The sequence below is a fragment of the Virgibacillus doumboii genome (genome assembly GCF_902806455.1).
GTDB classification, from domain to species: Bacteria; Bacillota; Bacilli; order Bacillales; family Amphibacillaceae; genus Lentibacillus; species Lentibacillus doumboii.
Map to the genome: position 1 here is coordinate 629,050 of NZ_CADCWQ010000001.1, position 25,888 is coordinate 654,937.

At 40.2% G+C, this 25,888-nt stretch carries 29 protein-coding genes; 20 read left to right on the forward strand and 9 right to left on the reverse strand.

What is annotated here, in order from left to right:
• Positions 1–55 precede the first annotated feature (55 nt).
• Together G6R02_RS02980 and G6R02_RS02985 are read right to left on the reverse strand one after the other, a co-directional pair.
• Positions 56–886: a hypothetical protein gene (locus G6R02_RS02980; RefSeq protein WP_164667770.1), complete on the reverse strand. Its 831-nt coding sequence runs from the start codon at positions 884–886 to the stop codon at positions 56–58.
• Between the two features lie 18 nt (positions 887–904).
• On the reverse strand, positions 905–2,410 hold the full coding sequence (locus G6R02_RS02985) for a TcaA NTF2-like domain-containing protein (protein WP_164667771.1): 1,506 nt from the start codon (positions 2,408–2,410) through the stop codon (positions 905–907).
• A gap of 514 nt (positions 2,411–2,924) precedes the next feature.
• Between G6R02_RS02985 and G6R02_RS02990 the strand changes: the two genes are divergently transcribed.
• The 4 genes from G6R02_RS02990 to G6R02_RS03005 all read left to right on the forward strand — a co-directional run bounded on the left by G6R02_RS02990 (position 2,925) and on the right by G6R02_RS03005 (position 7,125).
• Positions 2,925–3,581: a response regulator gene (locus G6R02_RS02990; RefSeq protein WP_164667772.1), complete on the forward strand. Its 657-nt coding sequence runs from the start codon at positions 2,925–2,927 to the stop codon at positions 3,579–3,581.
• Positions 3,582–3,714: 133 nt separating this feature from the next.
• Positions 3,715–4,389, forward strand: a complete 675-nt coding sequence (locus tag G6R02_RS02995) for a LuxR C-terminal-related transcriptional regulator (RefSeq protein WP_164667773.1) — start codon at positions 3,715–3,717, stop codon at positions 4,387–4,389.
• Between the two features lie 83 nt (positions 4,390–4,472).
• The gene (locus G6R02_RS03000) at positions 4,473–5,186 is read left to right on the forward strand and encodes an HNH endonuclease (protein WP_164667774.1); all 714 of its coding nucleotides are present in this window, start codon (positions 4,473–4,475) and stop codon (positions 5,184–5,186) included.
• 466 nt (positions 5,187–5,652) lie between these two features.
• Complete coding sequence (locus G6R02_RS03005; protein WP_425509060.1) at positions 5,653–7,125, forward strand: flotillin family protein; 1,473 nt, start codon at positions 5,653–5,655, stop codon at positions 7,123–7,125.
• Between the two features lie 63 nt (positions 7,126–7,188).
• Here the strand turns inward: G6R02_RS03005 and G6R02_RS03010 are convergent, their stop codons facing one another.
• From G6R02_RS03010 to G6R02_RS03030, 5 genes are all read right to left on the reverse strand, one after another.
• Positions 7,189–8,127 carry a glycine betaine ABC transporter substrate-binding protein gene (locus G6R02_RS03010; protein ID WP_164667776.1) on the reverse strand — a complete coding sequence of 313 codons (939 nt, stop codon included), beginning with the start codon at positions 8,125–8,127 and terminating at the stop codon, positions 7,189–7,191.
• A gap of 203 nt (positions 8,128–8,330) precedes the next feature.
• Positions 8,331–8,717 (reverse strand): ectoine synthase, encoded by a 387-nt coding sequence (locus G6R02_RS03015; protein ID WP_164670301.1) that lies wholly within the window; start codon positions 8,715–8,717, stop codon positions 8,331–8,333.
• 43 nt (positions 8,718–8,760) lie between these two features.
• Positions 8,761–9,483, reverse strand: a complete 723-nt coding sequence (locus tag G6R02_RS03020) for an amino acid ABC transporter ATP-binding protein (RefSeq protein ID WP_164667777.1) — start codon at positions 9,481–9,483, stop codon at positions 8,761–8,763.
• On the reverse strand, positions 9,483–10,148 hold the full coding sequence (locus tag G6R02_RS03025) for an amino acid ABC transporter permease (protein WP_164667778.1): 666 nt from the start codon (positions 10,146–10,148) through the stop codon (positions 9,483–9,485). Before G6R02_RS03025 ends, G6R02_RS03020 begins: the two co-directional genes overlap by 1 nt.
• Positions 10,149–10,213: 65 nt before the next feature.
• Positions 10,214–10,993, reverse strand: coding sequence for a transporter substrate-binding domain-containing protein (locus G6R02_RS03030; protein ID WP_164667779.1), 780 nt, complete (start codon positions 10,991–10,993; stop codon positions 10,214–10,216).
• Between the two features lie 586 nt (positions 10,994–11,579).
• Here G6R02_RS03030 and G6R02_RS03035 point away from each other — a divergent pair.
• From G6R02_RS03035 to G6R02_RS03050, 5 genes are all read left to right on the forward strand, one after another.
• Positions 11,580–12,539 carry a nuclease-related domain-containing protein gene (locus G6R02_RS03035; RefSeq protein WP_164667780.1) on the forward strand — a complete coding sequence of 320 codons (960 nt, stop codon included), beginning with the start codon at positions 11,580–11,582 and terminating at the stop codon, positions 12,537–12,539.
• A 377-nt stretch (positions 12,540–12,916) separates the two neighbouring features.
• Positions 12,917–13,351, forward strand: coding sequence for a hypothetical protein (locus G6R02_RS03040; RefSeq protein ID WP_164667781.1), 435 nt, complete (start codon positions 12,917–12,919; stop codon positions 13,349–13,351).
• A gap of 440 nt (positions 13,352–13,791) precedes the next feature.
• Positions 13,792–13,920, forward strand: coding sequence for a hypothetical protein (locus tag G6R02_RS20225; RefSeq protein ID WP_281347089.1), 129 nt, complete (start codon positions 13,792–13,794; stop codon positions 13,918–13,920).
• Between the two features lie 183 nt (positions 13,921–14,103).
• A complete protein-coding gene (locus tag G6R02_RS03045) occupies positions 14,104–14,502 on the forward strand; it encodes a nucleotidyltransferase substrate binding protein (RefSeq protein ID WP_164667782.1) in 399 nt (132 codons plus the stop codon).
• 2 nt (positions 14,503–14,504) lie between these two features.
• Positions 14,505–14,813 (forward strand): nucleotidyltransferase domain-containing protein, encoded by a 309-nt coding sequence (locus G6R02_RS03050; protein ID WP_164667783.1) that lies wholly within the window; start codon positions 14,505–14,507, stop codon positions 14,811–14,813.
• Between the two features lie 252 nt (positions 14,814–15,065).
• Here the strand turns inward: G6R02_RS03050 and G6R02_RS03055 are convergent, their stop codons facing one another.
• Positions 15,066–15,422, reverse strand: coding sequence for a SpoIIAA family protein (locus G6R02_RS03055; protein ID WP_164667784.1), 357 nt, complete (start codon positions 15,420–15,422; stop codon positions 15,066–15,068).
• Positions 15,423–15,981: 559 nt separating this feature from the next.
• On the opposite strand from G6R02_RS03055, the gene G6R02_RS03060 reads away from it, so the two are divergent.
• The 4 genes from G6R02_RS03060 (at position 15,982) to G6R02_RS03075 (ending at position 17,808) form a co-directional block, all read left to right on the forward strand.
• Positions 15,982–16,722 carry a type II toxin-antitoxin system Phd/YefM family antitoxin gene (locus tag G6R02_RS03060; protein ID WP_164667785.1) on the forward strand — a complete coding sequence of 247 codons (741 nt, stop codon included), beginning with the start codon at positions 15,982–15,984 and terminating at the stop codon, positions 16,720–16,722.
• A gap of 87 nt (positions 16,723–16,809) precedes the next feature.
• Positions 16,810–16,980: a hypothetical protein gene (locus G6R02_RS03065; protein ID WP_164667786.1), complete on the forward strand. Its 171-nt coding sequence runs from the start codon at positions 16,810–16,812 to the stop codon at positions 16,978–16,980.
• 33 nt (positions 16,981–17,013) lie between these two features.
• Positions 17,014–17,304 (forward strand): UPF0175 family protein, encoded by a 291-nt coding sequence (locus G6R02_RS03070; RefSeq protein ID WP_164667787.1) that lies wholly within the window; start codon positions 17,014–17,016, stop codon positions 17,302–17,304.
• The gene (locus G6R02_RS03075) at positions 17,305–17,808 is read left to right on the forward strand and encodes a PIN domain-containing protein (protein WP_164667788.1); all 504 of its coding nucleotides are present in this window, start codon (positions 17,305–17,307) and stop codon (positions 17,806–17,808) included. It begins immediately after the preceding gene.
• Positions 17,809–17,865: 57 nt separating this feature from the next.
• On the opposite strand, the gene G6R02_RS03080 is transcribed toward G6R02_RS03075, so the two are convergent.
• Positions 17,866–18,081 carry a DNA-binding protein gene (locus G6R02_RS03080; protein ID WP_164667789.1) on the reverse strand — a complete coding sequence of 72 codons (216 nt, stop codon included), beginning with the start codon at positions 18,079–18,081 and terminating at the stop codon, positions 17,866–17,868.
• Between the two features lie 150 nt (positions 18,082–18,231).
• Here G6R02_RS03080 and G6R02_RS03085 point away from each other — a divergent pair, with 150 nt between their 5' ends.
• The 7 genes from G6R02_RS03085 (at position 18,232) to G6R02_RS03115 (ending at position 25,753) form a co-directional block, all read left to right on the forward strand.
• Positions 18,232–19,920: a hypothetical protein gene (locus G6R02_RS03085; protein ID WP_164667790.1), complete on the forward strand. Its 1,689-nt coding sequence runs from the start codon at positions 18,232–18,234 to the stop codon at positions 19,918–19,920.
• Between the two features lie 196 nt (positions 19,921–20,116).
• A complete protein-coding gene (locus tag G6R02_RS03090; protein WP_164667791.1) occupies positions 20,117–20,677 on the forward strand; it encodes a Uma2 family endonuclease in 561 nt (186 codons plus the stop codon).
• Positions 20,678–20,927: 250 nt separating this feature from the next.
• Positions 20,928–21,470 (forward strand): TetR/AcrR family transcriptional regulator, encoded by a 543-nt coding sequence (locus tag G6R02_RS03095; RefSeq protein ID WP_164667792.1) that lies wholly within the window; start codon positions 20,928–20,930, stop codon positions 21,468–21,470.
• A gap of 249 nt (positions 21,471–21,719) precedes the next feature.
• A complete protein-coding gene (locus G6R02_RS03100; RefSeq protein WP_164667793.1) occupies positions 21,720–22,598 on the forward strand; it encodes a beta-keto acid cleavage family enzyme in 879 nt (292 codons plus the stop codon).
• Positions 22,599–22,611: 13 nt separating this feature from the next.
• Positions 22,612–23,577: a 3-hydroxyacyl-CoA dehydrogenase NAD-binding domain-containing protein gene (locus tag G6R02_RS03105; protein WP_164667794.1), complete on the forward strand. Its 966-nt coding sequence runs from the start codon at positions 22,612–22,614 to the stop codon at positions 23,575–23,577.
• Positions 23,578–24,295: 718 nt separating this feature from the next.
• Positions 24,296–24,766, forward strand: a complete 471-nt coding sequence (locus G6R02_RS03110) for a thioesterase family protein (protein ID WP_164667795.1) — start codon at positions 24,296–24,298, stop codon at positions 24,764–24,766.
• A 102-nt stretch (positions 24,767–24,868) separates the two neighbouring features.
• Positions 24,869–25,753, forward strand: a complete 885-nt coding sequence (locus G6R02_RS03115; RefSeq protein ID WP_164667796.1) for a glycine betaine ABC transporter substrate-binding protein — start codon at positions 24,869–24,871, stop codon at positions 25,751–25,753.
• Positions 25,754–25,888: the final 135 nt, after the last annotated feature.

Consider the following 25,888-nt stretch of genomic DNA (forward strand, 5'->3'; position numbering starts at 1 on the left):
CCTATCTCAAAAAAGGGCCTATGTTCATTAAGTGGTTCATTTATAATGATTTCTTTTAAAACATTCCTATCATATTTTCCAAGTCCTCCAACAAGCCTGACATGACAGATCGGACAATGAAAAGATCAACAATAACTATAATTAAAACAGTTGCCATGCTAAAGTAAATGTTTTGGTCATTCTGACTGACCTTGGTTGCTTTTTCAAAGACAAATAATACCGGGATGAACAATGTTAATAGAATTAAGGATACGCCAAGTAATATTAGTGTCAGTTTCACAGTACCAGCAATTCCTGTTAATACTGCCAACGTATTAATTGCAGTGAACGGAACAACTAAGGAACCAAAATTCGTTATTAATGTTTTGGTGTTTTCCTGATTTTTTGCAACCTTGATCATTGCCAGAGCACCTGCAAATGAAACAGCTGCCAGAATGGCTATAAAAAACACCAGGCGGGAATTCAATGCGAAAAACGGGATGGATGACCCTGCTCCTGCAACATCACCAAACCCTCCCATTAATGATTTGTATAGGGAATTAGCCAGAAAATAAAGACTTAGTGAGAATGTGATTGCATATAAAATTAGCGTTATGAGACCGTTTATAAAATGGTTTTCATTTGTCCTGAAAGCCGTGGTTGGATTCTTTAATAGATCTAAAAAATAGGTACCATATTGACTTACACCATTCTTAATTTTTTCAGTTGTTTGTTGTGCTTGCGGTTGTGCTGTCACAGCGGCTGCCGTTTGCTCATTTGCGTCTGTACCAGTTGGATTTTCCCGGGCAGTGCTGCCGGCATTCTCCATTGATTCAAGCGTTCCTCCACATACACCGCAAAATTTCCCCGATTCTTGTTTACTGTTACAGTTTGGACATACTAACATCTAAATTCCTCCTTGTGATTATTGCTTGTCCCGATTTGTATCGTCATATTCGATTAAGCTGATTTTATATTCTTCATCCACCATGCTCACTGTGTAAGTCTTTTCTCTGTCATAATCAATTTGTTCATCCTGGTGATTGGTAAATGTAAACTTTTCATTCGTTGTAACTTTAACCGTTTTATCATCAACTTCTTCCACATCCAACACTTCATTTGATGTGAAATCATAGTTATAATCGGTATCTTTTAAGTCACCAATATATTCTTTTAATCCATCTTCAGCATCACTGCCTTTTTTCATGAAGGATTCAATCAGACTGAAATCTTTCTGGTTGAGTGCCTTTTCATATGCATCACGAAATGCAAGCACAGTATCACCGGCGTCAGAACCTGACGTTTCAGATGATGCAACTTGTGATTCTATTGCTTCCCGTATCTCCGTCTGATCGAAAGTAAAAGGGATACCGCCAAAGAGACGGGAGTCATTCTGTGTAACTGTTTCGGATTTGATGACATCTCCGTTAGGCGCTGTCCATTCTGCATGCATGGTTATGTTACTATCTTCAGGGAAAGGTCCGAGCGAATCTATTTCCCTCAACTTTAATCCGGTATCTTCCCCATCAACAAATAATACTGCTTCTGACTGGTTCGAACTTAGGGAGTATGTTCTTCCTCTGAATTCAAGATTCAACTCACCTTCTTCCTTCGTTCGAATCTCGATGGAATCTTCGTAGGTAAATTCGCCATACATATTGCTGGCTATTCCATTGATTTCATATGTACCAGGATAGAGTGAAAATTCTATTGGTGCGTCGGCATTGATGGTTTTTGATGCGTCGCCAATCCTAACTTCGGTCTTATCCATTGTTGTGTTCAAAGTGAGTGTGGCTGGCTCCGCTGACAGTTTATAAGTTGTATATAAGCCAAATAAGTGCTCCTGCGGCTGTACTGTAAACAGCGGGTTGCCATCAATATTACGGATATTGCCTGTTAGTGGGTCCTCCGCCTGAATGATTTCATTGTATTGCCTTTTAGCAGATTCCCATTCATATTCCTTAATGTATTGGAAATACTCCTGTTTGTTCAACAAAGCTTCATTGTCAAAATCTATGTATCCCATAAACTCGTTCACATTTCCGGATGCAATAGCCTGGTCCATTGCTTTCAAATCTTTCATCGGGTCAAAATAGGATGATAAACCTAAATGTACCCCGAATAGAAGAACAAATAAAGAAGCTGCGGATGCTATTATGATTTTTGTGCTTTTTTTCATAGGCTTGCGGTTTGTTGCTGCTGCAGCTTGTTTTACAGAAGACCGTGTTTGTTCTTGCTGTCCGGATGGCACCTGATTGTTTGAAGGCTGTTCAGTCGCTGAATTTTCAGCATGTGTTTCATTGAGATGTGATGGTTCATTTGGTGACTGTTCGCTTTGTGACTGATCAAGCAAAACCTGTTTTGCACCACAATTTATACAAAATTGATGATGTACCTTTAAAGGATTGCCGCATTCTGTACAATAGTTCATTTTGTCGCTCCCTTCACATGATAAAAGTAGTAGTCCAAAAGACTTAACCAATTTAGTATTATAGCAAATTTTGTAAAAATTTAAAGGTTTTTCGGGAAAAATATCACATATAAGGTAAAATACAGTAGCAAAGGCTAGTAAGTTTACTAATCTTACCTTTTTTACTTTGCTGTCACTTTAAAAAGTAATCCCAAAAATGGTTACGACTAAGCTGGCAGTTGTTATAATTATTATTAGGTACTTTTACCGTTTAATATTAAAGTTCTTAGGGTATGTATGATATAGTTCTATTTATACATATTTTGGAAGCTATGAATCTGCTGGTAATCAGCTGCAATTGTAAATTATGTGAAGCGTTCCTACCTAGTGTTATTATGATTATTTTAACTATTGTATACGATTTTGAATTTTTCTGGCGTAACCTTATGAAAGGGGTTACATATTCTTGAATAGGTTTCCATGTATTATATAAGATAAAAATACTGTTATTTGGAATTATAAAGGGGCTGTTGCTTTGATAAAAGTTATGCTTGTGGAAGACCAGCGTTTGTTTCGCGAAGGAGTCGAAGCAATAATTAAAAATACGGATGATATTCAGGTGACAGGAACGGCTCAATGTGGCCGGTCAGCCATAGAAATGCTGAAGCAGCAACAACCGGATGTTGTTTTAATGGATATTCATATGCCTGAGATGGATGGGATTAAGACTACGGTCCATATAAAGGAAAATCACCCGGGGGTAAAAGTGGTGATGTTAACATCAATGGCCGATGAAGAACTCGTTATTCGCGGAATCAATGTTGGTGCGGATGGATTTTTACTCAAGGATCTATACGCAGAGAGACTGATTCAATCAATACGAGATGCAGCAAGAGGTCAACCCGTATTATCAGGAGAGGTTGCCCAGATTCTCGTTGATAAAATAAGAGAATTAACATTGGATGATAAACAAATATTAAGTAAAAGACTTGAGAACCGAGGAATCAACTTAACAGTAAGAGAATTGGACATTATCTATTTATTCATGGACGGGCATTCCAATAAAAAAATTGCTCAAAAGTTATTTCTGGGAGAGGGGACGATAAAGAATTACATAAGTGAAATTTACAGCAAACTAAATATCCACAAACGACATAAAGCGATTGAATATTTGAAAAATCTGCTTAAATAGTATTTAGACGGAATTTATTACTTATTTTTCCAAAAGTCACTAAAAAGATGACTATGCCTTTAGTATGATGGGAACTGTCACAGGATATCGAAAAATGTCGGAATCGAAATATACTCGATAGGCGGGAACCATCATGATAACAGTTAGCTGTTTAAGTAATGAGGGAATGGACCAGTCATTAATGGATGCTATCAACGAAGAACCAGCATTTCACTTGATAATGGATATGATTCATACCAGATATGCATCAGATGACATAAACTTGACCAAGCCGGATATTTTATTGCTGGACATTGATGGAATACATAAGTCAGAAATAGTACATACCGTACATGTAACAAAGAAAACCCATCCGGAAATTAAAATCATCGCTGCTACTTCATCAAAAGAAGAATCCTACTTACTGCAAATACTCGAAAGCGACATAGACAGTTTGCTGGAGAAATCCCAAGAGCTGGACAAATACATAAGTAAAGCAATATATGCGGTTTTGGAAGATCAATATATTGTTCCAAATCATATCAAACAGATGTTGGTTAAACGCATCATCGCAATGAAAAAGACAAGTTTTGAATCATTTACAACCAGTATCCAGGAAAGTGAACTTGCATTAACCTATAAAGAAATACAAGTCGCCTACTTCATGCGACTTGGAATAAGAAACTATGAAATTGCACAGAAACTTCAATTAACAAGGAACGCTGTGAAGTTTCATGTTAGTAATATTTATAAGAAGACAGGGTGTAGGAAGCGGCGGGAGGTTACTGGGTTGTTGGATGGGATAGTTGGGGTAAATGAGGGAGTTTAATAAAATTATGTAAGTACAAAATACAAGCTCAATTTTTATGTGGATATACTTTCGTTTACCCTTATAAAGTTAGGGTGATTTAAATGTCAACTGGCCGACAGATACCGTTACCTTTAAAAAGAGAATTAAGACAGGAAGGTGTATTTGGCTGTGTTTTATGTGGAAGCCCAATAATTGAATATCATCACATAATACCTTTTCACCAAATAAAATCACACAATAGAGAGGAAATGGTAATTCTTTGCCCGGAGCACCACCATAGAGCAGATTGTGGTGAAATACCAAAAGATATACTATATAACGCAAAAAACCAACCGTTTAATAGAAATGTAGAACACATTTCTAAAGACTTCTTCTTACGGGATTATAATTCATTGAAGTTAAAGGTTGGTTCTAATATTTATATTAGAACACCAATATTGCTGGAAGTTGACGGTCATCCATTAATTACAATAGGAATGGAAGAAAATAAAGCTCTGCTGAATGCGAAGTTCTATAACCGACAAAACAAATTGCTTGCTGAAATTGTTGATAATGAATGGTTTGCATATAAAAACGAAGAATTATGGGATATGCAATATTCTCCCGGACGTTTAAAGATTAATAGGGGAATGGGAAATATTTCTCTTGAATTCACTATTAATGAAGACCTTGTAGAGTTAAGAGGAAACATGTATTACAATGGTTATAAAATAGAGTTGCATCCTTCAAAAACTATTCTGGGAGATAGCAATATAATGTCCAATTGCACAATTGCAGATTGTGGGAAAGGCATTGTGATTACATCCACTCATTGATTGTGTAATTTGATCCACAATCACTTTACACCATTTTTAAATATCCCAAGAAAAGGGGTAATGGCTAGTGACTGTAAAGGAAATTGCTGAGCAGGAAGGAGAGCGATCAGAATGAAACTCCTAAAATCCAGCAAAATGATCTTTTCAGAATTTGTTTAATTCTTATTTGGGCCGTGATTTAGTTGCGTCAGCAATTTTGATTTCAAAAAATTTTTAGCGCTTTTGTTTGTTTGTCAGCAATTCCATTAAAAAAGAAAACCGCTTTCTCTGCTTCTACATCTCACCTTTCCGGAATAAAGTAAAAATGGAGAATTTCCTGCTGCTGAAAAATGATTAATATGAATATTGAAACTTTATATGCTTTGTCATCGTATTGTTATATATAGGTCCATTTACATAGTTTGATGGATTGGATTCATATTTTACAAGGGAGCGGATTTTTTTGTTTCAAGATGCACTATTTTTAATGATTTTGGCCATTATCGGGGTGGTGGCCATTGTTGGGGGAGCGATTGCATTTATTATTTTCAGGCTCCGGTATAAAACAGCAAGCTCCAATGAGGCGCTTATCGTAACCGGGCCGAAGCTTGGTGATCCGGAAAAGGAGCGGAACGTCTTCCAGGATGAAAATGGGCGGTCGGTTAAAATCATACGTGGCGGCGGTTATCGTCTACGCATGTTCCAGACTGCTACGCCGATTGATTTGACTTCGTTCCAGCTGCAGGTTGATTCCGAAAAAGCGTACACCAAAGAGGGTATTCCGGTACGCGTGGTCAGTACGGCTGTCATCAGTATCGGCAGTGAGCTTGAGATTATGGCCAATTTTGCTGAAAAATTCCTCGGTAAAGAGCAGGGTGAACGGGAATCAGAATTAAGGGATGTCTTAAATGGTCACCTGCGTGCGATTATTGCCTCGCTTTCTATTGAAAAGATCTATAACGATTTTAAAGAAGTCAATACACAGGTAAAAAAGATTGCCGAGGCGGACCTGAAAGGCATGGGTTTTGAGATTACATCATTTGCTTTGAATGATGTGGAAGATGTTGACGTCGAGAACGGGTACATTGATGCACTGGGCCGCCCGCATATTGCTGAAGTACAGAAGCTGGCGAACCAGGCAGAGTCTGACGCGGAAAAAGAAACACGGATTTATCAGGCGCAAAACGACCAGGAGGCACAGGATGAAGAAAACCGCCGCCAGACAGCTGTTGCGCAGTCCAAAAAAGAAAAAGACATTAAGGAAGCCGAATTCCAGAAAGAAACAAACCGTGCCAGAGCAAACGCTGAACAGGCCGGTGAACTGGAACGGCAAAAGCTTGCCCAGCAGGTGAAAGATGAAGAATTAAAGGTCGAATATATCGAGAAACAGCGTGCGGTTGAATTGGAGGAGGAAGAAAATAAACGCCGCCGCTCAATCGCCGATGCGGAAGCCTATAAAACGACGAAAGCAGCTGAAGCAGATGCGGAGAAAGAGCGTATCAAAGGTGAATCCGAAGCAGAAGTTATCCGCCAGCGCGGTATTGCTGAAGCCGAGTCAAAAGAGCGCATGGCTGAGGCTATGGAAAAATACGGTGAGGCAGCGATTGTGGAAATGCTGATCAATGTCCTGCCTGAGTACGCAGAGAAAGTGTCAGCACCAATTTCTCAGATTCAGGATATGAAAGTGATCGATATGGGCGGCAGTGATTCTAAGGGCGGATCGTCGAAAGTCGCCAATAATGTGACCTCAACAATGCTCAGCATTCAGGAATCATTGAAGGAAACGACAGGCATGGATTTGAAGGCGATGCTTGAGAGCTATGTATCCCGCGGAAACGCCGATCATTTTGGTGCCCAGAAGCAAAAACATTACCAGGAGGCATCGGCAACTAAGAGTTCTGATGAGTCTGAATCCGCGGCAGATGTGGAGGATGACCGGGAACCAGCTGACAGTGAGTGAGAAGAAGGAAGGAAAAAACAGCGGCCGCTATCCTTTATTTTGGATGCGGCCGCTGTTGTAACACTATTTTTCTAACCATTTATTAACTTTATCCTGATTTTCTTTAACCCAATCTTTTGCTAATTCTTCAGGTTCTTTTTCTTCTGAATTGAGCCCGATTTGCCATTTCTCGACCATATCCAGTGTCAGTTTCATATTGGAAAACAGTGTATACGCTGTAGGTGATTTTTCTTTTAAATCCTTAGTAACACCAATTTGCACATCATCCAATTTCCAAACATTTTTGGGATCTTCCAAAAATTTAATATCAAAATTCTTAAACATTGGATGGGGGCGCCAAGCGTTAAAAACAACGCCTTCTTTGTTATTAGTTGCTTTCTTTACCTGAGCAAGCATTGGGGCGGTGCTGCTGTTTTTAATTTCAAAATTATCCATATTATAAGCTTCGACCATTTTCTTGGTGGTTTTTGCCATACCGCTTCCTGGGTCGATTGCATACACTTTCCCATCAAATTTATCACGATATTTTTTCAGATCCGGAATAGAATTGACATCTTCCATGTACGTTGGGACGGCTACACCAAGCGGCATTTCTGAATAAAGCGTGCCCGCAACTTCAAAATCCCCTTCATATTTTTCTAAATAGGAACTATGCAGGTTGGGTGACCAGATATCAATAAATGCATCAATACCCTCATCGGCCAACGCTTGATATAATATGCCAACCTGACCCTCTTTAATTTCCACTTCATAACCTTCCTGCTCCAGTATTTCCTTGGAAAGATAAGCCGGAACCGTTGCATAATCGTATGGGTCCAATCCGATTGTTATGCTTGTTTGTTCGTCTTCATTCTGCTTTTCCTGATTGCTGTTATCTTCCTTCTCGTTCCCGTTGCATGCAGATAAAACTAAGATAAGTGCCAGACTTAACAAACCTAGTTTTACAGTAAAATTAGCTGATTTAATAATTTCGCCTACTTTCCTTTTTTTTAGTGCAGTCAATTGCGCACATACGTTGTATAATAACACATTTAGTCGTTCGGTCAAAATGCTGAAGTCAGGCGTTACACTGAAGTGTGATTGGAGGTAAGCTGCAAAGTCGGGAGAGCGCAGCACGAAGTCGGGAGAGAGGACCGCAAACTCGGGAGAGAGCACCATAAAGTCGGGGGAGAACACCACAATAGCGGGAGACGCCCCCCGCTATCTCATTCCGTCAGCAAGGGGTACACGCCTTCCTCATTATGTGTTTCAGTTCCGGTGAGAGGAGGGTTAAATACACATACCATGCGCAGTTGTGTTCGTGCATGGAGTCTGTGTTTGTCATGATCATTTAAAAGATACATCGTTCCTGGTTTGATTTGATAGACGTCACCAGTTTCCACCGCTTCTATTTCTCCTTCCCCTTCAATGCAGTAAACCGCTTCTATATGGTTTTTATACCAAAAATAATTATCTGTTCCTGCTTTGATGATAGTGTCATTCAAACTGAAACCAACCTTTTCTTTACTTAAAATAAATCTGCGGCTAATCCAGTTTTCAGCAGATGTTTCATCTTTTGTTCCTGCTATATCTTCAAGTGATTTTACAATCATTTTCATTCATTCCCCCTCATTTTATTCGTAAAAAAGTACTTTCCTATAAAATTTTACTTAAGAAAGATTGTGTGCGGGGGTCTTGGGGGTCTTCAAAGATTTGCAATGGTTTGCCTTCTTCCATAATAATGCCTTCATCCATAAATAATACGCGGTGCCCTACTTCTTTGGCGAAACCCATCTCATGTGTGACGACAACCATTGTCATTCCTTCCTGTGCAAGATCCTTCATTACCTCCAGCACATCCCCTACCAATTCAGGGTCAAGAGCAGATGTTGGCTCATCAAACAGCATCACTTTGGGTTCCATGGCAAGTGATCGGGCAATTGCTACACGTTGTTTCTGCCCTCCGGAAAGACTGTCTGGATATTTATCCGCTTTATCGGACAACCCCACTTTGTCAAGAAGGGTAAGGGCACTTTCATTAGCTTCGTTTTCCGAAAGGTTCTTTACTTTTATTGGGCCTAGTGTGATATTTTCCAAAACCGTTTTGTGCGGGAATAAATTAAAATGCTGAAAAACCATACCCACCTGCGAACGGACCTCGTTAATGTTGACGTTGGGATCTGTTAATCGTTCCCCGTCAATTGTGACTTCTCCTTCTGTTATATCTTCAAGCAGGTTCAGACACCGAAGAAACGTACTTTTGCCAGATCCGGATGGGCCGATTACACAGACAACTTCGCTTTTATCCACAGTTGTATCTATCCCTTTTAACACTTCTAAGTCACCGAACGATTTATGCAAATTTTTTACTGTAATCATTAGACATCCAGCTTCCTTTCCAGTCTATTCAAATAAAGTGCTGTTGGCACAGTGATACATAAGTAAAGCAGGCAAACCATAACCAGTGTTTCAAAGATTTCAAATGTTGCATTGTAGTATTCCCGTGCCATGAATACGATATCGTGGACTACAATCACCGAAAATACGGATGTATCCTTTAAGCTGATAATAAATTGGTTGCCAAGCGGTGGAATCATTCGTTTAAATGCTTGCGGCCAAATAATGTAACGCATTGTTTGGCGTTCAGTTAGCCCCATCGACCTTCCTGCTTCATGTTGTCCTTTATCAATCGAATAGACCGCCCCGCGAACAATTTCAGCAATATACGCCCCGGCATTAACGGCAATCGCAATGACACCCGCAGTAAAAGAAGTTATGTTTAAACCGATTAAATCTTCAGATATACCGAAATAAAGAAATAGTGCCTGTGCCAGTATAGGCGTCCCGCGAACAATTTCAACATATACCGACCAAAACCCTCTGATCAACTTGTTTTTGGCGAGTTTTCCCAAACCAGCTAACGCTCCGATTATCATTCCAAAGATAAGGCCAATAACTGTTATAGCAACTGTTATCTTCAGGCCGTCTAATAAGAAAGGTAAACTTTGAATATATGCTGAGTCCCAAAAAGTAGTATATAGCATTTTATATCGCTCCCCTTAATAAAGCAGCGTAACAAGCTGTCACTTGTTACGCCTGATTCAGTTGATTATTCCAATTCCGGTGGTTCCGTTCCAAACCACTTATTATAGATTTCAGCATATGTTCCATTTTCCTTCACTGCAGCTAAGCCTTCATTAACAGAATCGACAAGGTCTGATCCTTCCGGCATTGCAATACCATATGGCTGGCCTTCCAATACTTTGCCTACTGTTTTTAGTTCATCCTGAGCATTTTCCTTAATATAATATTTAACGTTTGGCAGATCATATAAAACAGCATCAAGACGTCCTTTTTTCAAGTCCTCATATGCCGTAACAATCTGTGGATACGCCTGAACCTCAGCGTCTGTATTTGCTTTTAAGTACTCATTACTTGTCGAACCCTGACGTGATCCAACTTTTATTCCATCAACGTCCTCGATTGATTCAATATCTGAATCAACAGGAACCGCAAGTATTAAACCGGAATCATAGTATTTTTCCGAGAAGTCAATGAACTCATCACGCTCCTCCGTAATAGAAATACCCGCAATACCGATATCATTCTTCCCTGTTCGCATGGATGCAAGCAATCCATCAAATGCCATCGTTTCAAATTCTACATTAAAGCCTTGTTCTTCAGCTATAGCCCGCATTAAGTCAATGTCAAACCCTTCCATTTCGCCAGTATCCGGGTTCTTCCACTCAAATGGCTGAAAATTTGCGTCTGTAGCAACCGAATAAGTTTCTCCCTCTCCACTTCCACTGCCGCTGTTACTTGACCCGCAAGCAGCAAGTAATCCGATGGAAATAATGGCAATAAATATAAGCTTTATTTTCTTGTCCACCTCTTACATTCCTCCTTTGTTATATTCTTAGTCACCCGAAACAACAGCTTCAAATCACCTCTTTTAGACATCCTATGTGCCTGTCCGAATATTATGATGATTATTTGGGTGAAGTGTTTGGGATTTGGATGGGATGAGTCGCGCGATAAGTGGGCAGGTCGCGGACTCGCGCGACGAGGAGGTCAGGACGCGCGATAAAGGAGAGGACTCGCGCGACGGGAAGGTCAAGTCGCGCAATAAGGAGAGAACTCGCGCGACGGGGAGTGCAGGTCGCGCAATAAGGAGAGAACTCGCGCGATGGGGAGTGCAGGTCGCGCAATAAAGAGAGAACTCGCGCGACGGGAAGGTCAAGTTGCGCAATAACAGAAGGATCGCGCGCGGTAATCAGTCTAATACGTGCAAAAAAAGATGCAACCCGGTAAAATACTAAAATTCAATTTTAAACCTATTCAATAATTCTCAGTCGCGCTTAGTAAATTCATATTTCAATACGAATTTACTGCGTCAAAAATAAATTTTATCAATTTTTCAGATGTAATATTTCAGTATATTATAGGCTTAATACGTATAAGGGGGAGAAGTAAATATGATTATAAAAAAACGTGACAAGCCGCTGCCACTGAAAAAGCTGGAAGCGGCAATACCGCGGCTGTCACCCCGGTTTCCGCGTTTATCAAAGATGAAAAAAGACGCTGAATCCAGACAAAAGGGGTACGATGGGGAATTGGAAGTTGATTATTTTTTGGAGTATTTGGCCGGAACACATACGATTATTCAGGATGTTTACTTGCGGGTGAATGGGAAAAATGTGCAAGTTGACTCACTTCTCGCTTCCAAGCATGCTATCCACATTGTTGACTCGAAAAACCTTAGCGGCACGATTACCTTCGACACACACCTCAATCAAATGATCCGCAACGATGGAAAAGCGGAAGCAGGAAATGATAATCCAATCACACAAGTAAAGAATCAAAAATTCCACCTTCAGAATTGGTTCACCCAAAATAATCTTCCAAACATCCCTATCTTTCCCTTTGTTGCAATCAGTGAATCCTCAACCATCATAAAAGCGATCGGTGACGCACAGGCAGTAGGTAAAATGGTTGCTCATGGGGCTCGAATTCCAACTATGATTATGGAAGAAGAACAACAACTGGATGGCTTGAAAAATATACATGATAGACAGATAGGTAAAATGATTTTGAATGCCTGCGGTGAATTTGATCTGGATATTATGAAAGATTTTGGTATCAAATCATCAGACCTGTCTCCCGGGGTCATTTGTCCGGCGTGCAATATGCTGGGGATGGAGCGGGTGTACGATGGATGGATATGTAAAAAATGTACCTGCAAATCGCGCAACGCACATCTTAAGGCTATTTCAGATTACCTACTGTTGATAAATCCATATATTACTAATAAAGAATGCATGCGCTGGCTGTGCTTAACATCCCGAAGTACAGCAACAAGGCTGTTAAGGAATAGTGGCTTGATTTATCAAAAAGAGCGCAAACGTTGGGTTTCAAAATATGCACGTCGACTATAGGTCGCGCGATAATTGTCTGTACTCGCGCCACAAAAGCTAAACTCGCGCAATAGTTATCCGGACACGCGCAATATTGGCTTTAACTCGCGCGATAAACATCCAAACACGCGCGTCATCCGACTCAGCTCGCGCGACGTACAAGGTAACTCGCGCAATAACCACCCCAACTCGAACAACAATATTCCATCCCACACTATCTCATCAATAATGTTGATTTTCGGCAGCTGCCGAAAATCTTCCTTCTATAATTCTAAAAATATAGCAGGATGTTTTATTACAGACATTGAATCTTGAATTATACATATGTCATATAAAAATCGACATTATCAGCAGGGAAATATGTTATACTAAATAAAAGATGAAGGGAGGTGAATTAATTGGAAAAAGAAGATAAGATTATTGGGATGCTGGAGTCAATTAATGGAAGGCTAGACGGCATGGACCAGCGCTTTGATGGCATAGACAAACGCTTAGATGGAATGGACCAGCGCTTCGACGGCATAGACCATCGCTTAGATAGAATGGACCAGCGCTTTGATGGAATGGACAAGCGGATGGATGGTTTTGAGCAAAAATTGGAATTGCAAGGGGAAACATTAAAAGAGCATGGACAGATTTTGCGTGCTTTACAGTCCGGTCAAGAGTACTTAACAGCAGAAATCGATGGAATGAAAATTGCAAATACGAAAGAATTCAGTGCCTTAAAAGGTGCGCTGGATGACCATTCTGTAAAATTGGAGCTTGTGCGAGACGACACTTGGGCAAACAAGGTTGATATTCATCGTATTAAGACTACAATGGGCATGAAATAACTGCTACATTACCTACACTAAAAAATGCTTCAACAAATTGAACTTCATTTGGGGAGGATCTTTCTTTCTCATCTATCTTCTGGACCAAATATTGTATCAATAGCAGCTGCTGGTCTTTACGAAAATCCCATTTTTTCACTCAAGATTTTACATTCCTGCCTTATTGAACAAACATTTAGAACAATGATGTTTAAATGAGGGAATGATTTAAATTGTCAAATTAACACGCTGTAGATTCAACAATTCAACCTTATCTCTTCGCCCAGAACCATAAAGATTACGTACATGGAAATCAAAAACCGGTAAACAAAAAGGGGGACCAGAGGGACAGGCACCCTGGTCCAGTATTAAGAGGACTGATTGAACCGGTGAACCTGTCTCTCTAGTTCCAGGTATCGGTTTAGAGTTATTGCACACAATAACTGCTGAGGTGATAACAGGTGGCAACCAATAAGAATAAGAAGGATCAGGCTAACGAAAACAGACTTTATAATCCGGATGCCAAGTATTATGAGAAAAAAGGTCAGTCTGATGCTCCGAGTCAGCCGAACAGTAACAAGAAAAATTAACCGCCAGGAAACCTGAAATGACTGCCATTTTGTCCATCAATTGGCAGTCATTTTTTACTTGGAGAAAGCAGAGGGTATTTAGTTTATACGTACTAAGTTTCTGCTCAGATACCGGAACGCTTTGTGAAAATATCATAATTCATTTATCATAAACATAATAAGTTGTGAATTGGGGATAGGAGTATGGTTTCAAAGGATGTGCGGTGGCGGCAGCGATTTGAAAACTTTGAGCGTTCATTTAAACTGTTGGAAAAATATGCTAATTCCAATATTGAAAACGAGTTGGAGCGTGCTGGTATTATTCAATTTTTCAAAATGACATTTGAATTATCCTGGAAGCTGCAAAAAGATTATTTGGAGGTGCAGGGCTATATAATTAAAAGCCCAAGGGACGCAATCAAATTAGCGTATCAGGCGGATTTGATCAAAGATGTACACGTATGGATGGATGCTCTTGCCAAACGAAATTTGACTACGCATACTTATGATGAGGAAATGGCTAAACAATTTGTTGACGAAATAACTGGTACATATTTACCTGTCATAAAACATTTGCACGAAAGATTGTTAAAGGAGTATTAGACATGTATGGTTTGTTGGAAAAAGATATGAAGCTGATCACTGAGGCGATAAAAAATATCGATGAAATTGAAAATGCTTTTCTTTTTGGAAGCAGGGCATTAGGAAATTATAAAAAAGGTTCGGATGTTGATCTTGCAATCAGCGGGAGTAAAGTGACAGCGAATACGGTGGCAAAAGTAAGCGAAACCCTAAATGAAGAACTGCCGTTACCATACTTTTTTGATGTCCTCCATTATGACAAGCTGACAAATGAAAAGCTGACAGAACATATCGACTGTCACGGGGCGGAAATTTTTAGCAGGAATGAGTGAATTGTCAGATAATAGTTGGGGTATTGGAGTCAACCCCTATAACGCTAAGTATCTGGAAAATATTTCGTATAGGGTTTCCGACGGGTGTCCATTTGTTGGCCGGTACCGCGTTTCTTTTCATGTTAAATGTGATTGCATTGCATATCATTCCCTTGCTATTTCCCTAAGTGATAGGCATTCATCCAAAAGTGGTTTTGGGCAGTCTAATTGTCCGATCCAAGTTTGGGATGGGACAATGAGACTCTTCCTCTTTTAATCCGCACGAAGCCATTCTTTTGCTGCTTCCAGTTCTTCCAGTTGATACTGGGCTATTTCCACTCCCGGTATGAGCTTTTCAACTTTTTCGTTAAGTCCCACAAACGTTTCATCCGCTACAATGGCGCTTTTCTTTATGCTTTTCAGATGGGTAACAATTTTCCATCCTTGCAGCATTGCTTTTGGCGTGTTGCCGTCAATGTTCTTGAAAACAAACAGGATGTTGAGAGGTTCTTCCTGAAGTTTCTTAGCCTTTAAAGCTTCCTCGAATGTTTGCAAGTCATCCTGTGTCGCGGTTCCCTCAGTCGTCACTTCCAAAATCTCACCCTGGTTCTCGCCTGTTATTTCCAGCATCTTTCTCATCCTTTCATTTTTACCTTTGTATACAGTGTTTCACTCTAAATATGAAATCAAACATGGATAGGCGGGGGTGTGTTTGTTCCTCTGACTGTATTACTCAAAGCAGGAATGATTTTTTCCAGCTAGCCATGCACCCCCTTCACTAATACAATCGAATCCAATCCAAAAAAAAGTGGCATTGTCTGTATAATTTATTTTTAATACGGAAAATCAGTTATATTTGCAGGGTTTATTGCCCATTTTGAAAAAATTTATAAAAATATTTTTTTCCATGCCACCAAAACCCAACTTCAAACGATTATAGTAATGAGGAGAGTATTTCTCATAAATAGAAACAAGATGGATACAGGCATGGCTGAAAACAAGTTTACATTCCAGGAAGTTTTCAAACAAAATGAGCGAAGGATTCAATACTATATCCATAGATTGGATGTGGACCGGGGAACCTGTCCCTCTGGACCATTGCTGGGTCAAAGGTTTGCATGAAACTTATCGGTTGGATATGATTAAATTAGCTAAATTAGCTAATATTAATGATGGCAGGTGAAGCAATATGATTGTCAGTACAACCGAGGTGCAGAATAATTTTGGAAAGTATTTAATGATTGCGGCTAAAGAGGAAGTTATCGTTACCCGCAACGGTATTGAGGTTGCGAGATTGCAGGGGGTGGAAAGGGATTCTGAGGCAACGTATCAGGAAAGCACCGCGCGCGAAAAGTCTTTGCCTTATCATGTGAAACCAAAGAAGGCGACGTATGAGAAGTTTCTGGAATTAACCCGTAATGAGGAAACCCGATATGAATATATTGACGGCGAGATTTATTTGCTGGCTTCACCAAGGACAGGTCATCAGTATGCTGTTGGAACGTTGTTTGGCCTTTTATTTAATTATTTTCAAGACAGTCCATGCACTCCGTTTACAGCACCCTTTGATATTCATCTCAAGCGACCGAATGATGATACTCCCTGTGTTGTGCAGCCAGACTTAATGGTTATTTGCGATTTGGATGATCATTTAAATGACCAGGATTATTATACCGGGGTTCCGTCTCTCGTGGTTGAAGTGTTATCAGAAAGTACACAGGGCAAGGACCTGGTCAAGAAGCTGGACCTTTATATGGAATGCGGCGTCCAGGAATATTGGGTTGTTGATCCATCTGAAAAGAAAGCAATCATTTACCATTTTCAAGATCATAAAATCAAACAAACCACCATGTGCAAACCACCCGAAATTGCGCAATCCTTTCTTTTTGAAGGACTTTCTGTAGAACTTGAAGGTATATTTTTGTCATAGGAAACTGGTTCAGACCTCCATTCCGCAATGTGTTAATGACTGGTCCTCCCAGATGTGGGAAGAGCTTATCAGTGGGTGGAATCAATTATGAAAGGAAAAGAATATTATGATGTTTTATGGGAAGAAAAGTCTGAAAAGCACTTGATTTACTTTAACCTCAACTATCTCAACGTATTCCTTCCTATTTTATTCAGTGGAGTTTTATTAACTAAAAAAGTTTTAAAGCCAATGAGTTTAATTATGTTTATGATAAAATAATTAGAACAAATAAAAAATGAAAGGAGAAGCAATATGTTAGATAAGAACGATACGAATGTTCGGCTGCCTAATGAAATCATTCAAATACTTGATAAGAGTGTCAACGGAAAAAACATTGATGAAAAAGTACGGTTATCACTAGTTATTGGTATGTTCGTTGATGGAACCGTCACACTGGAACGTGCAGCTAAACTTGCAGGAATGCCTTTGGTAAACTTTATAGATGTCCTTCGCAACAAAAAAATTCCATGGATGGAATATACCCCGGAACATATTAAAGATGACGAAACGGCTATCCAAAAATATAAGGATGGGTCGGAATAAATGAGAACAATTATTACAAACACAAGCCCTGTTATTGCATTATCCATGATTGAAAAATTATCAATATTATGGGAGTTATTTGATAAAGTGTATGTTCCAGAAGCGGTTTTTAAGGAATTAACATCCAGTTTTGACGAAAATGATTTTGGAAGAAGAGAGATCGTTGAAGCTGTGAATGATGAAAAGATAATCCTGTATTCTGTGAAAGATAAGGAACTTGTGGCACGAATGTATGCAAAACTTCATTTTGGAGAGCTGGAAACAATTATAGGTGGAAAAGAATTAGATGCAAGTTTTGTTTTAATAGACGAAAGAGCGGCAAGAAATATGGCAAAAAACTTTTTCCTCACGCCTATTGGCACCCTGGGCATTCTTCGTTTGGCAAAGTCACAAAAGAAAATCGATAGGGTTAAGCCTTATCTGGATTTCCTTATTGCTAATGATTACAGAATTGGAAAGCCATTGTACAAACAAATTCTTATGCAAGAGAATGAATGGGAATAACAACTGTGAATGTTCTCCTTACTCGGAAATAGGGTTTAGCCACCCACAATAAATTGATTAAAATAAATGTAATATTATACATTCACTGTAAGGGTTAAAGGGTTCCAGTTTATTTTTTACTGCTCTTTTCAAATCTGTCAAATCTTCATCAATTTCAATCCCAACAATAAACTTTAATTCATAAAAATCGCAGACTGCAGTAATCTTGTCAATTTTTCTTTGAGAGTTGGTTTTAACGATGACAGGACGTTCTTCTGTACCTAATTTTGGCATAGAGGTTTCTCCTTTATGTTTAATCTCTCTCTTTTCGATGATACATGAATATTCAGGATTTTGTCCACTGTAGGAAATTGAACGAAAAGACATCTCGCAAATCAGATGGACTTTTGATAGATTTTAAAATAGAAGGGAGTTTGGATTGGGATGGCAAGACTAAGCTATAAAATCTTTATGAATGAAGTGCGGCAGCGGCTGGCTGGGTTTTCGGCAGAGGAGCTCCGAAGTCTGATTATGGAGTGGGCAGCTGCAGAACACCCGGATAAGCGGCTGGATTTTTTGAATAAATTGAAACTGAACAAACAGGACGAGCTGGCTGGCGTTGACGCGGATGCGCTGCTGAATGAGATTGAGGCTTTTGCTGAGGCTGTGGAAGAGGGTGCCTATGTTGATGGGTACGGATGGGATGCAGACTTGTTGGAAGAACGCGATTTTGGTGATGAGAGTTGGGCAGGGGAAATGGACAGCTTTTTCCTGGGGGCCAGAAACCTGCTTCGGGAAGGACATCATGATACTGCAGAAAAAGCGTACAGAAAATTGTTTGCCGTATTGGAATTGGGGGAGGAACCGGGGTATCTTCCGGGGGATTTGAATAGCAACAACATGCTGGAAGTTGATCTTCGTGAACATATTTCGCTTTTTTTCAGGTCGGTTTATTTGAACGCTGAAGCAAGTGATCGGGTACATTTGTTATATGAAGCGATGAATGAACTAGGATTTCTGGTTTTACCGAAGATTACCCTTACAGATGTCAGTGATTCATTGGATGCTTCATTGCCGGACTTTCATGATTTTTTGGCAGATTGGATTGAATGTTTAAAGGAAAAGCCGCCTTCCCATGTTAACCAGTTACTTCGGGAAGCAGTTTTTCTTGAAGGGGGCATTCCTGCCATCACGGATTTTGCGAGAACCTATGCGGACAAATTCCCAGAAGCATATTTGAACTGGATTTCAGCTTTGGAAAGGGAAGGTGATAGGGAATCCGTCCTTCAAGTTGTAATAGAGGGATTGGAAAAAATTCCGGGTAATTTTACAGTAAGAGCGGAGATAGCGGAAAAGTTGACAGGAATTGGCGGTAAACTCCACGATAATTTGTTGAAATTAAAAGGCCTAAGGGAAAGTTTTCATTCCAATCCTTCCCTGAAATATTTAATGGATCTTTATATTTTGGCGGAAGAAGAAAATTGCTTGGATGAGGTCAGAGATGAAGCGGAAAAAAGAATGAACGAATTAAGGGATGAGGGGAGCACACGTGGTGATATATTCATATTTACAGACGAGAGACATGCCGTGATGAATGAAGGGGAATATATTCTCGCGCTTATTTTAGGCGGAAGATATGAGAAAGTATTTGACATGTGTCAGGGAAAGGGTGCTCTGGGATGGAGTTACAGCACGCATCCTAAACCGGTTATGCTCACCTTTTTGATGGATGTGTTGTCCAAGGGTGATAATTATTCAAACGTTCTCGAAGGTCAGTGGCGATATGCTCTATCCCGAGGGGTTTTTGGCATGCAGGAAACAGATATGGATAAGTACCATCAAATCCTGAATCGGGTAAAAAATAACATCCATCTAACAGAAGATCAGGATGAATTTTACTTAACATGGTGCAGAAATGAAACCGGGCGCAGGATAGATGCTATTGTGAGCAATAAACATCGGAGAAGTTATCATAAAGCAGCGAAAGTGTTGGTCGCAATGGCTGAAACAATGGTTAACCGGGGAAATAAACAGGAAGGACATGCTCTGGTAGAGAAATATCGCATCAAATATTCAAGGTATTCAGCTTTTAGAAGAGAAATAGCTGAAGCATTGGAGACATCCGGGTTATGAGGCGGTAGAAGGACCAGATGGACAGGCACCCTGGTCCAGCATGAAGAGGCCTGGTTGGACCGGTGAACCTGTCCCTCTGGTTCCCTAAAAACTATATGTGAACAACCAGTACTTTAATAAATAACATCTTATTTTTACAATATAATTTCTTTTTTTGTTTGGATTGATTATAATTGTAACAAGGAAGGTGTTTTAGATGGGTTTATTGAATGTAAAGCATAGCACCTATGAAGCGTTCGAGAAATCAAGGGAAGAAACAGATGAAATATTGGAGTATATTGATGGCGTCATTTATATGTCCCCATCCCCAAGTATAAAGCATCAAAAAATTTCCTCTTATTTGCACGGAGAACTTTACAAATCACTCAATGGGAAGGATTGCAACGTATTTTCCGCCCCTACTGATGTGTTATTTGATAATACGGATGATGATGCTAAGAAAAAGGTTGTTCCGGATTTATTTGTTACTTGTGATTCAGATAATTTTACAGAGAATGAATTAGTTGGGCCTCCTGAGTTTATTATAGAAATTGTGAGTCCTTCAAGCAGATCACATGATATGGTTACGAAATTGAATCTTTATATGAACAATGGCGTCAAAGAATATTGGATTGTTGACCCCATAAAGAATCACATAATGATATATGTCAAGGATCACAATAACGAAGTGCAATTTGATTTGATTAATATTGGCACCGTGGCTGTTTCCAAGATCATTGAGTCTTTTCAAATCAACTTGAATAGACTTTTTGGTTAAGGTGACTGCCACCCACTATATTATGTCCAATTATGTAAATAACATTGTTGCCTATGGGCTGCTGGTTTGCTGGAACTGGCGGTTTTTTATTTTATAAGGACCAGAGGGACAGGGACCCCGGTCCAGTATTTAGAGGCCTGATTGGACCGGTGAACCTGTCCCTCTGGTTCGGAAATTTAATGATTGAATATATACCGTCTGGATAGTATGGTAATAGATATATGGAGTCTATTAATAAGAAGGTGAAGAGATGGGTAGAAGTTCAAGAAAAATGGAAATTCTCAATGCTGCATCAAAGATTGTCAGTGAACAGGGGATATTTAATTTGACGCTGGATGCTGTGGCGAAAGAGGCTGGTATCAGTAAAGGCGGTTTGCTTTATCATTTTCCGTCCAAAGAAGCAATGGTCGAGGGAATGGTGCAACATCTGACAAGCAATTACAGGGAAAAAATAGCTCATAACGTGAGCATTGATTCCAATGATAAAGGTAAATGGACACGTTCGTATGTGGATGTCACATTTAACCAGGTCTATCAGAATAAAGACATGAACTCCGGTTTGCTGGCAGCTAAGGCAGTTAATGCCGCATTGCTCGATCCCATTCGTCATCTTTATTCTGAATGGCAGGAAGAAATTGAGAACGATGGGCTTGATCCGATAAAAGCAACCATTATTCGGTTGGCGACAGACGGGATGTGGCTTGCAGAACTATTTGATATTTATCATATTGGGGATGAAAAGAAAGAAGCGGTTTATCGAAAGCTGATTGATTGGGCTAATACAGACGATTAAAGGATAAAAAACACCGTCATAGGAGAGGTTAAAAAATACCATCAAAGGGGATGGTATTTTTTTTACGTTTAAACGTCCGGTTTTGTAAACATGCTCGTTTAAACACGGTCATGGATAAAGGTTTATATGATTTCTTCAAAAAGAGGTTGAATATTTACCGTCCGGATGGTATAGTATCAAATATAGTTAACCGTCCGGATGGTACAGTTAAAATAAGAGATGTTAAATGTTACGAAGGGAGACTAACCAATGAGCCAAAAAGTTATGTTAACAGCAGCTGTTACAGGTGCAGGAGACACGACCAGTAAAAGCCCGCATGTTCCGGTTACGCCTAAGGAGATTGCTGAGGCGGCTATTGCATCAGCCAAAGCTGGGGCAACGGTAGCCCATGTTCATGCTCGCGACCCGGAAACAGGTGGTATCAGTCATCATGTTGACCACTACCGTGAAATTGTTGACCGAATCAGAGAATCCGAAACAGATGTCATCATCAATATTACTTCAGGCGGCGGGGGAGATTTTATCCCGAGTTTAAATACACCGGCAGCTGGAGGAGACGGTACGGACATACAAACGCCGGAAGAACGACATGAGCCGGTAGGAGAACTGCTTCCCGAGATGTGCACACTTGATTGTGGCAGCACGAATTTCGGCAATATGATTTACATGAGTCCGACTGACTGGTTGAGAGAGCAGGCAAAACTGGTTCAGAACAGCGGGGTGAAACCTGAACTGGAGTGTTTTGATACGGGACATCTCCGTTTTGCCAATCAATTGGTCCAGGAAGGTCTGATCGAGGGGGATCCGATGTTTCAATTTTGCCTGGGAATCCCGTGGGGAGCTGCGGCGGATGTCGAGACAATCCTTTATTTGAAAAATCGATTGCCGGAAAATGCACATTGGTCAGCATTTGGTATCGGACGATTGCAACTGCCAATTGCAGCCCAGACAGCTATGCTTGGCGGCAACATCCGTGTGGGGCTGGAAGATAACTTATATTTGAAAAAAGGCGTGCTTGCACGGAATGATCAGCTTGTTGAAAAAGCAGTGAAGATGGTGCATGAACATAATATTGACATCATGACACCGGAAGAAGCACGAAAGCAATATGACTTGCGAACACCTTAAGGAGGAAACAACAATGCAGCAAAATAAACAAGAGATGAAAGTGGCCGTCGTCGGGACCGGTGTTATTGGGAATGGCTGGATCACCCGCTTTTTGGCACAAGGCTATCATGTGACGGCATTTGATCCGGCAGAAGGTGCTGAAGCGCGTACACGTCAAAGCGTTAGCCGTGCATGGGAATCCGTTGAGAAGTTGGGTGTTGCCGAGGGTGCTTCACTTGACCGGTTAACATTTGTACCCACTATCGAAGAAGCAGTTAAAGATGCCTATTTGATTCAGGAAAATGTCCCTGAACGCGAGGATTTGAAGAAGAGTGTTTTGGGATCAATCGATAGGTATGCTGAGCCGGATGCGATTATCGGTTCCAGTACGTCAGGTATTAAGCCAAGTATACTGCAGGAAGACCTGTTGCATCCTGAACGTTTTATGGTGGCACATCCATTTAATCCGGTTCACATTCTGCCGCTTGTGGAGCTTGTCGGAGGACAATCCACAGAACAAACTGTAATTAAACAGGCGGCTGCATTCTATGAATCAATTCAAATGAAGCCATTGGTTGTACAGCAGGAGATTGAAGGGCATATTGCAGATCGTTTAATGGAAGCACTTTGGCGCGAAGCTTTACATTTAGTTAATGATGGCATTGCGACGACGGAAGAAGTAGATGCCGCCATTATTTATGGTGCCGGTTTGCGCTGGGCACAAATGGGGCCTTTTCTGACTTTTCATCTGGCAGGCGGCGAACAAGGAATGCGCCACATGCTGAAACAATTTGGTCCAGCGTTGAAACTGCCATGGACGAAGCTGGAAGCACCTGAACTAACGGATGAATTGAAAGAAAAAGTGGTTGAAGGCTGTGAAAATCACGCCGGGGACAAGACTGTTGCTGAACTCGAAGATAAACGTGATGAGTTTTTAGTGAAGCTTCTTGATCTGGTTGAAGAATATTGGCCTGAATCAAAAAGTCTTATAAAAAACTAAGGCTGTTTTCTAAACAAATTGTTGCTTTTTACGTAAAAGATATAGACTGCGAACTAGACGAGTGTTATAACACGACTAGGAAATATACTGTGATACTTGTCGTGTTCCAATTTTTTCAGCCAGGAGTGCAACATCGCTGAAAAAATTTCCGACACTTCAAGCACAAGAGGGATGCTCGGCGAAAAGCGGATTGATTTAGGCTTAAAATCCTCGTGAGGAACCGCTCTATCGGGGAAAACGATCCCGATTTGGCTTTGAAATCCTCGTGAGGAACCGCTCTATCGGGGAAAACGATCCCGATTTGGCTTTAAAATCCTCGTGAGGAACGGTCTATCGGGGAAAAGAATCCCGATTTGGCCTTAAAATAGTCGATAGAACCGCTCTCTCGATGAAAAGGAGACCAGTTTTGGCTGTCATAGTTTTATTCTGCTATAGTTTCCCCAAACTAATGTAAGAGGGGAATTTTCTTAGCATGATTGCATAAACACATTTTGAAATAATCATATAAAAGGTGTGCCCAAATAAATGATGAAAATCCCTTTAACATAGTGCCTTTAAGAATCCAAGCCAAACTGAGCTGGGAATGCGAGCAAATTCCGGCTGCGGGATAAGAGGGACTAATAATCAAAATTAGTTCGCAGTTTAAGTCTACTGTGTTAAATAACTAGAAACCATATTTACAAAAAGAGCTAAAAACTAAAAAAGAGGGTGTGTGAACATGTCCAACCAGTCGTTCCATTATCAGAGCTATGTTCACCGTGACTGGGTTGATTATAACGGTCACATGAATGATGCGGCATATGCAACCGTGTTCAGCTTGGCTGTCGATCACTTGATGGATCATATCGGCCTGAATGCAGAAGCCCGCAGCCATTATGCATATACAATTTTTACACTGGAAAACCATATTTGTTATTTGCAGGAGGCTCATCAGGACGAGGAACTAAGTGTTTCTATGCAATTGCTGGATGCTGATGCTAAACGGCTGCATGTACTTTTTATGATGAAAAATAATGAAAATCAATTGCTGGCCACAAGTGAACAGATGCTGATGGGCATGGATACAGAAGATGGAAGGCCGGCACCGTTTCCGGAAAGAGTTGCCTCTGAAGTTGAGGCGATCTGGAATGGGCATAAACATTTGGCACAGCCTGAACAAGCGGGCAGAAGGATTGGGATAAAAAGATAATTTTTTGCTGTGCGGGCCGAGAAGGTTGTCAACTGCAGTTTTTTTATCAATGAATGAATTTGAAAAGAGCGTGCTTACAAAACATGTTAGGAGAGATTTAAAATGAAGAAAACATTATTTGTTTTAATAATAATTTTAGTATCAATGGTCATGTACGGCTGCTCATCAAACGGTGATTCAGAAGATACGGGTGATGGGGAGAAACCAACGTTAACGTTTGGCGTCACAAACTGGACAAGTACCGTTCCGCCAACGAAAATCGCTGCTAAAATTCTGGAAAACATGGGATATAAAGTTGAAGAAATAAATGCTGATGCCGGAAGTGTTTATACTGGTATGTCAACTGGCGACATTGATATATTTATGGATTCGTGGTTTCCGGCACAAAGACAATATATAGAAAAGTATTCTGATTCCATTGAAAGTATTTCGGTCAGTTATGATAATGCAAACTCAGGAATGGTTGTCCCTAAGTATATGGAGGATATTAACGACGTTGCCGATTTAAAAGGCAAAGAGGGTATAGTAAATAAGGAAATGTTTGCCATTGGTGAAGGTGATCCGGCCATGCAGGATATGAAAAAAGTTATCGAATTTTATAACCTGGACATTAAAATGATCAATTCATCAGAAGCCGCAATGCTGGCAGCTGCACAAGCAAAAATGGACGAGGAAAAGCCTGTTTTGTTTTATGGCTGGCGCCCGCATTCGATGTTTGATAAATTCGATTTAAAAATACTGTCAAATAAAGAAGTAGCAGAAGAGAAAGGTTTGTTTGATACAAGTTCAGTCAATATAATTGCTAATAAAGGGTTAGAAGAAAAAGCACCAGAGGCATATACGTTTTTAAGCAACTGGAGTATATCCATTAAAGATATGGAAAAAATGATTGCCGAAATCGACAGTGGCAAGGATCCGGACAAAGTCACACAAGCGTGGATTGATAACAATCAGGATAAGATTGAGAAAATGAAAAATGGAAAATAAGAAGTGGTTACGTGTTGCTTTTTCCAATTTTCTATATGCGTAATTCAGTAGAAACATGACGGTCAGGTATTTTGCCTGATCGTCAGTTTAATGAAGCGAGTCTTAACACGGGATAACGTAATCCCGGCATTAAAA

Bases quoted from the DNA above. Each gene is read 5' to 3' on its own strand.
- G6R02_RS03090 (WP_164667791.1), top strand. From the start codon at position 20,117: ATGGGTTTATTGAATGTAAAGCATAGCACCTATGAAGCGTTCGAGAAA.
- G6R02_RS03095 (WP_164667792.1), top strand. From the start codon at position 20,928: ATGGGTAGAAGTTCAAGAAAAATGGAAATTCTCAATGCTGCATCAAAG.
- G6R02_RS03000 (WP_164667774.1), top strand. From the start codon at position 4,473: ATGTCAACTGGCCGACAGATACCGTTACCTTTAAAAAGAGAATTAAGA.
- G6R02_RS03065 (WP_164667786.1), top strand. From the start codon at position 16,810: ATGAAAGGAAAAGAATATTATGATGTTTTATGGGAAGAAAAGTCTGAA.
- G6R02_RS03035 (WP_164667780.1), top strand. From the start codon at position 11,580: ATGATTATAAAAAAACGTGACAAGCCGCTGCCACTGAAAAAGCTGGAA.
- G6R02_RS03045 (WP_164667782.1), top strand. From the start codon at position 14,104: ATGGTTTCAAAGGATGTGCGGTGGCGGCAGCGATTTGAAAACTTTGAG.
- G6R02_RS03115 (WP_164667796.1), top strand. From the start codon at position 24,869: ATGAAGAAAACATTATTTGTTTTAATAATAATTTTAGTATCAATGGTC.
- G6R02_RS03070 (WP_164667787.1), top strand. From the start codon at position 17,014: ATGTTAGATAAGAACGATACGAATGTTCGGCTGCCTAATGAAATCATT.
- G6R02_RS03100 (WP_164667793.1), top strand. From the start codon at position 21,720: ATGAGCCAAAAAGTTATGTTAACAGCAGCTGTTACAGGTGCAGGAGAC.
- G6R02_RS03085 (WP_164667790.1), top strand. From the start codon at position 18,232: ATGGCAAGACTAAGCTATAAAATCTTTATGAATGAAGTGCGGCAGCGG.
- G6R02_RS02980 (WP_164667770.1), bottom strand. From the start codon at position 886: ATGTTAGTATGTCCAAACTGTAACAGTAAACAAGAATCGGGGAAATTT.
- G6R02_RS03060 (WP_164667785.1), top strand. From the start codon at position 15,982: ATGATTGTCAGTACAACCGAGGTGCAGAATAATTTTGGAAAGTATTTA.
- G6R02_RS02995 (WP_164667773.1), top strand. From the start codon at position 3,715: ATGATAACAGTTAGCTGTTTAAGTAATGAGGGAATGGACCAGTCATTA.
- G6R02_RS03025 (WP_164667778.1), bottom strand. From the start codon at position 10,148: ATGCTATATACTACTTTTTGGGACTCAGCATATATTCAAAGTTTACCT.
- G6R02_RS03005 (WP_425509060.1), top strand. From the start codon at position 5,653: ATGATTTTGGCCATTATCGGGGTGGTGGCCATTGTTGGGGGAGCGATT.
- G6R02_RS03075 (WP_164667788.1), top strand. From the start codon at position 17,305: ATGAGAACAATTATTACAAACACAAGCCCTGTTATTGCATTATCCATG.
- G6R02_RS03080 (WP_164667789.1), bottom strand. From the start codon at position 18,081: ATGCCAAAATTAGGTACAGAAGAACGTCCTGTCATCGTTAAAACCAAC.
- G6R02_RS02985 (WP_164667771.1), bottom strand. From the start codon at position 2,410: ATGAACTATTGTACAGAATGCGGCAATCCTTTAAAGGTACATCATCAA.
- G6R02_RS03015 (WP_164670301.1), bottom strand. From the start codon at position 8,717: ATGATTGTAAAATCACTTGAAGATATAGCAGGAACAAAAGATGAAACA.
- G6R02_RS03110 (WP_164667795.1), top strand. From the start codon at position 24,296: ATGTCCAACCAGTCGTTCCATTATCAGAGCTATGTTCACCGTGACTGG.
- G6R02_RS03055 (WP_164667784.1), bottom strand. From the start codon at position 15,422: ATGCTGGAAATAACAGGCGAGAACCAGGGTGAGATTTTGGAAGTGACG.
- G6R02_RS03105 (WP_164667794.1), top strand. From the start codon at position 22,612: ATGCAGCAAAATAAACAAGAGATGAAAGTGGCCGTCGTCGGGACCGGT.
- G6R02_RS03020 (WP_164667777.1), bottom strand. From the start codon at position 9,483: ATGATTACAGTAAAAAATTTGCATAAATCGTTCGGTGACTTAGAAGTG.
- G6R02_RS03050 (WP_164667783.1), top strand. From the start codon at position 14,505: ATGTATGGTTTGTTGGAAAAAGATATGAAGCTGATCACTGAGGCGATA.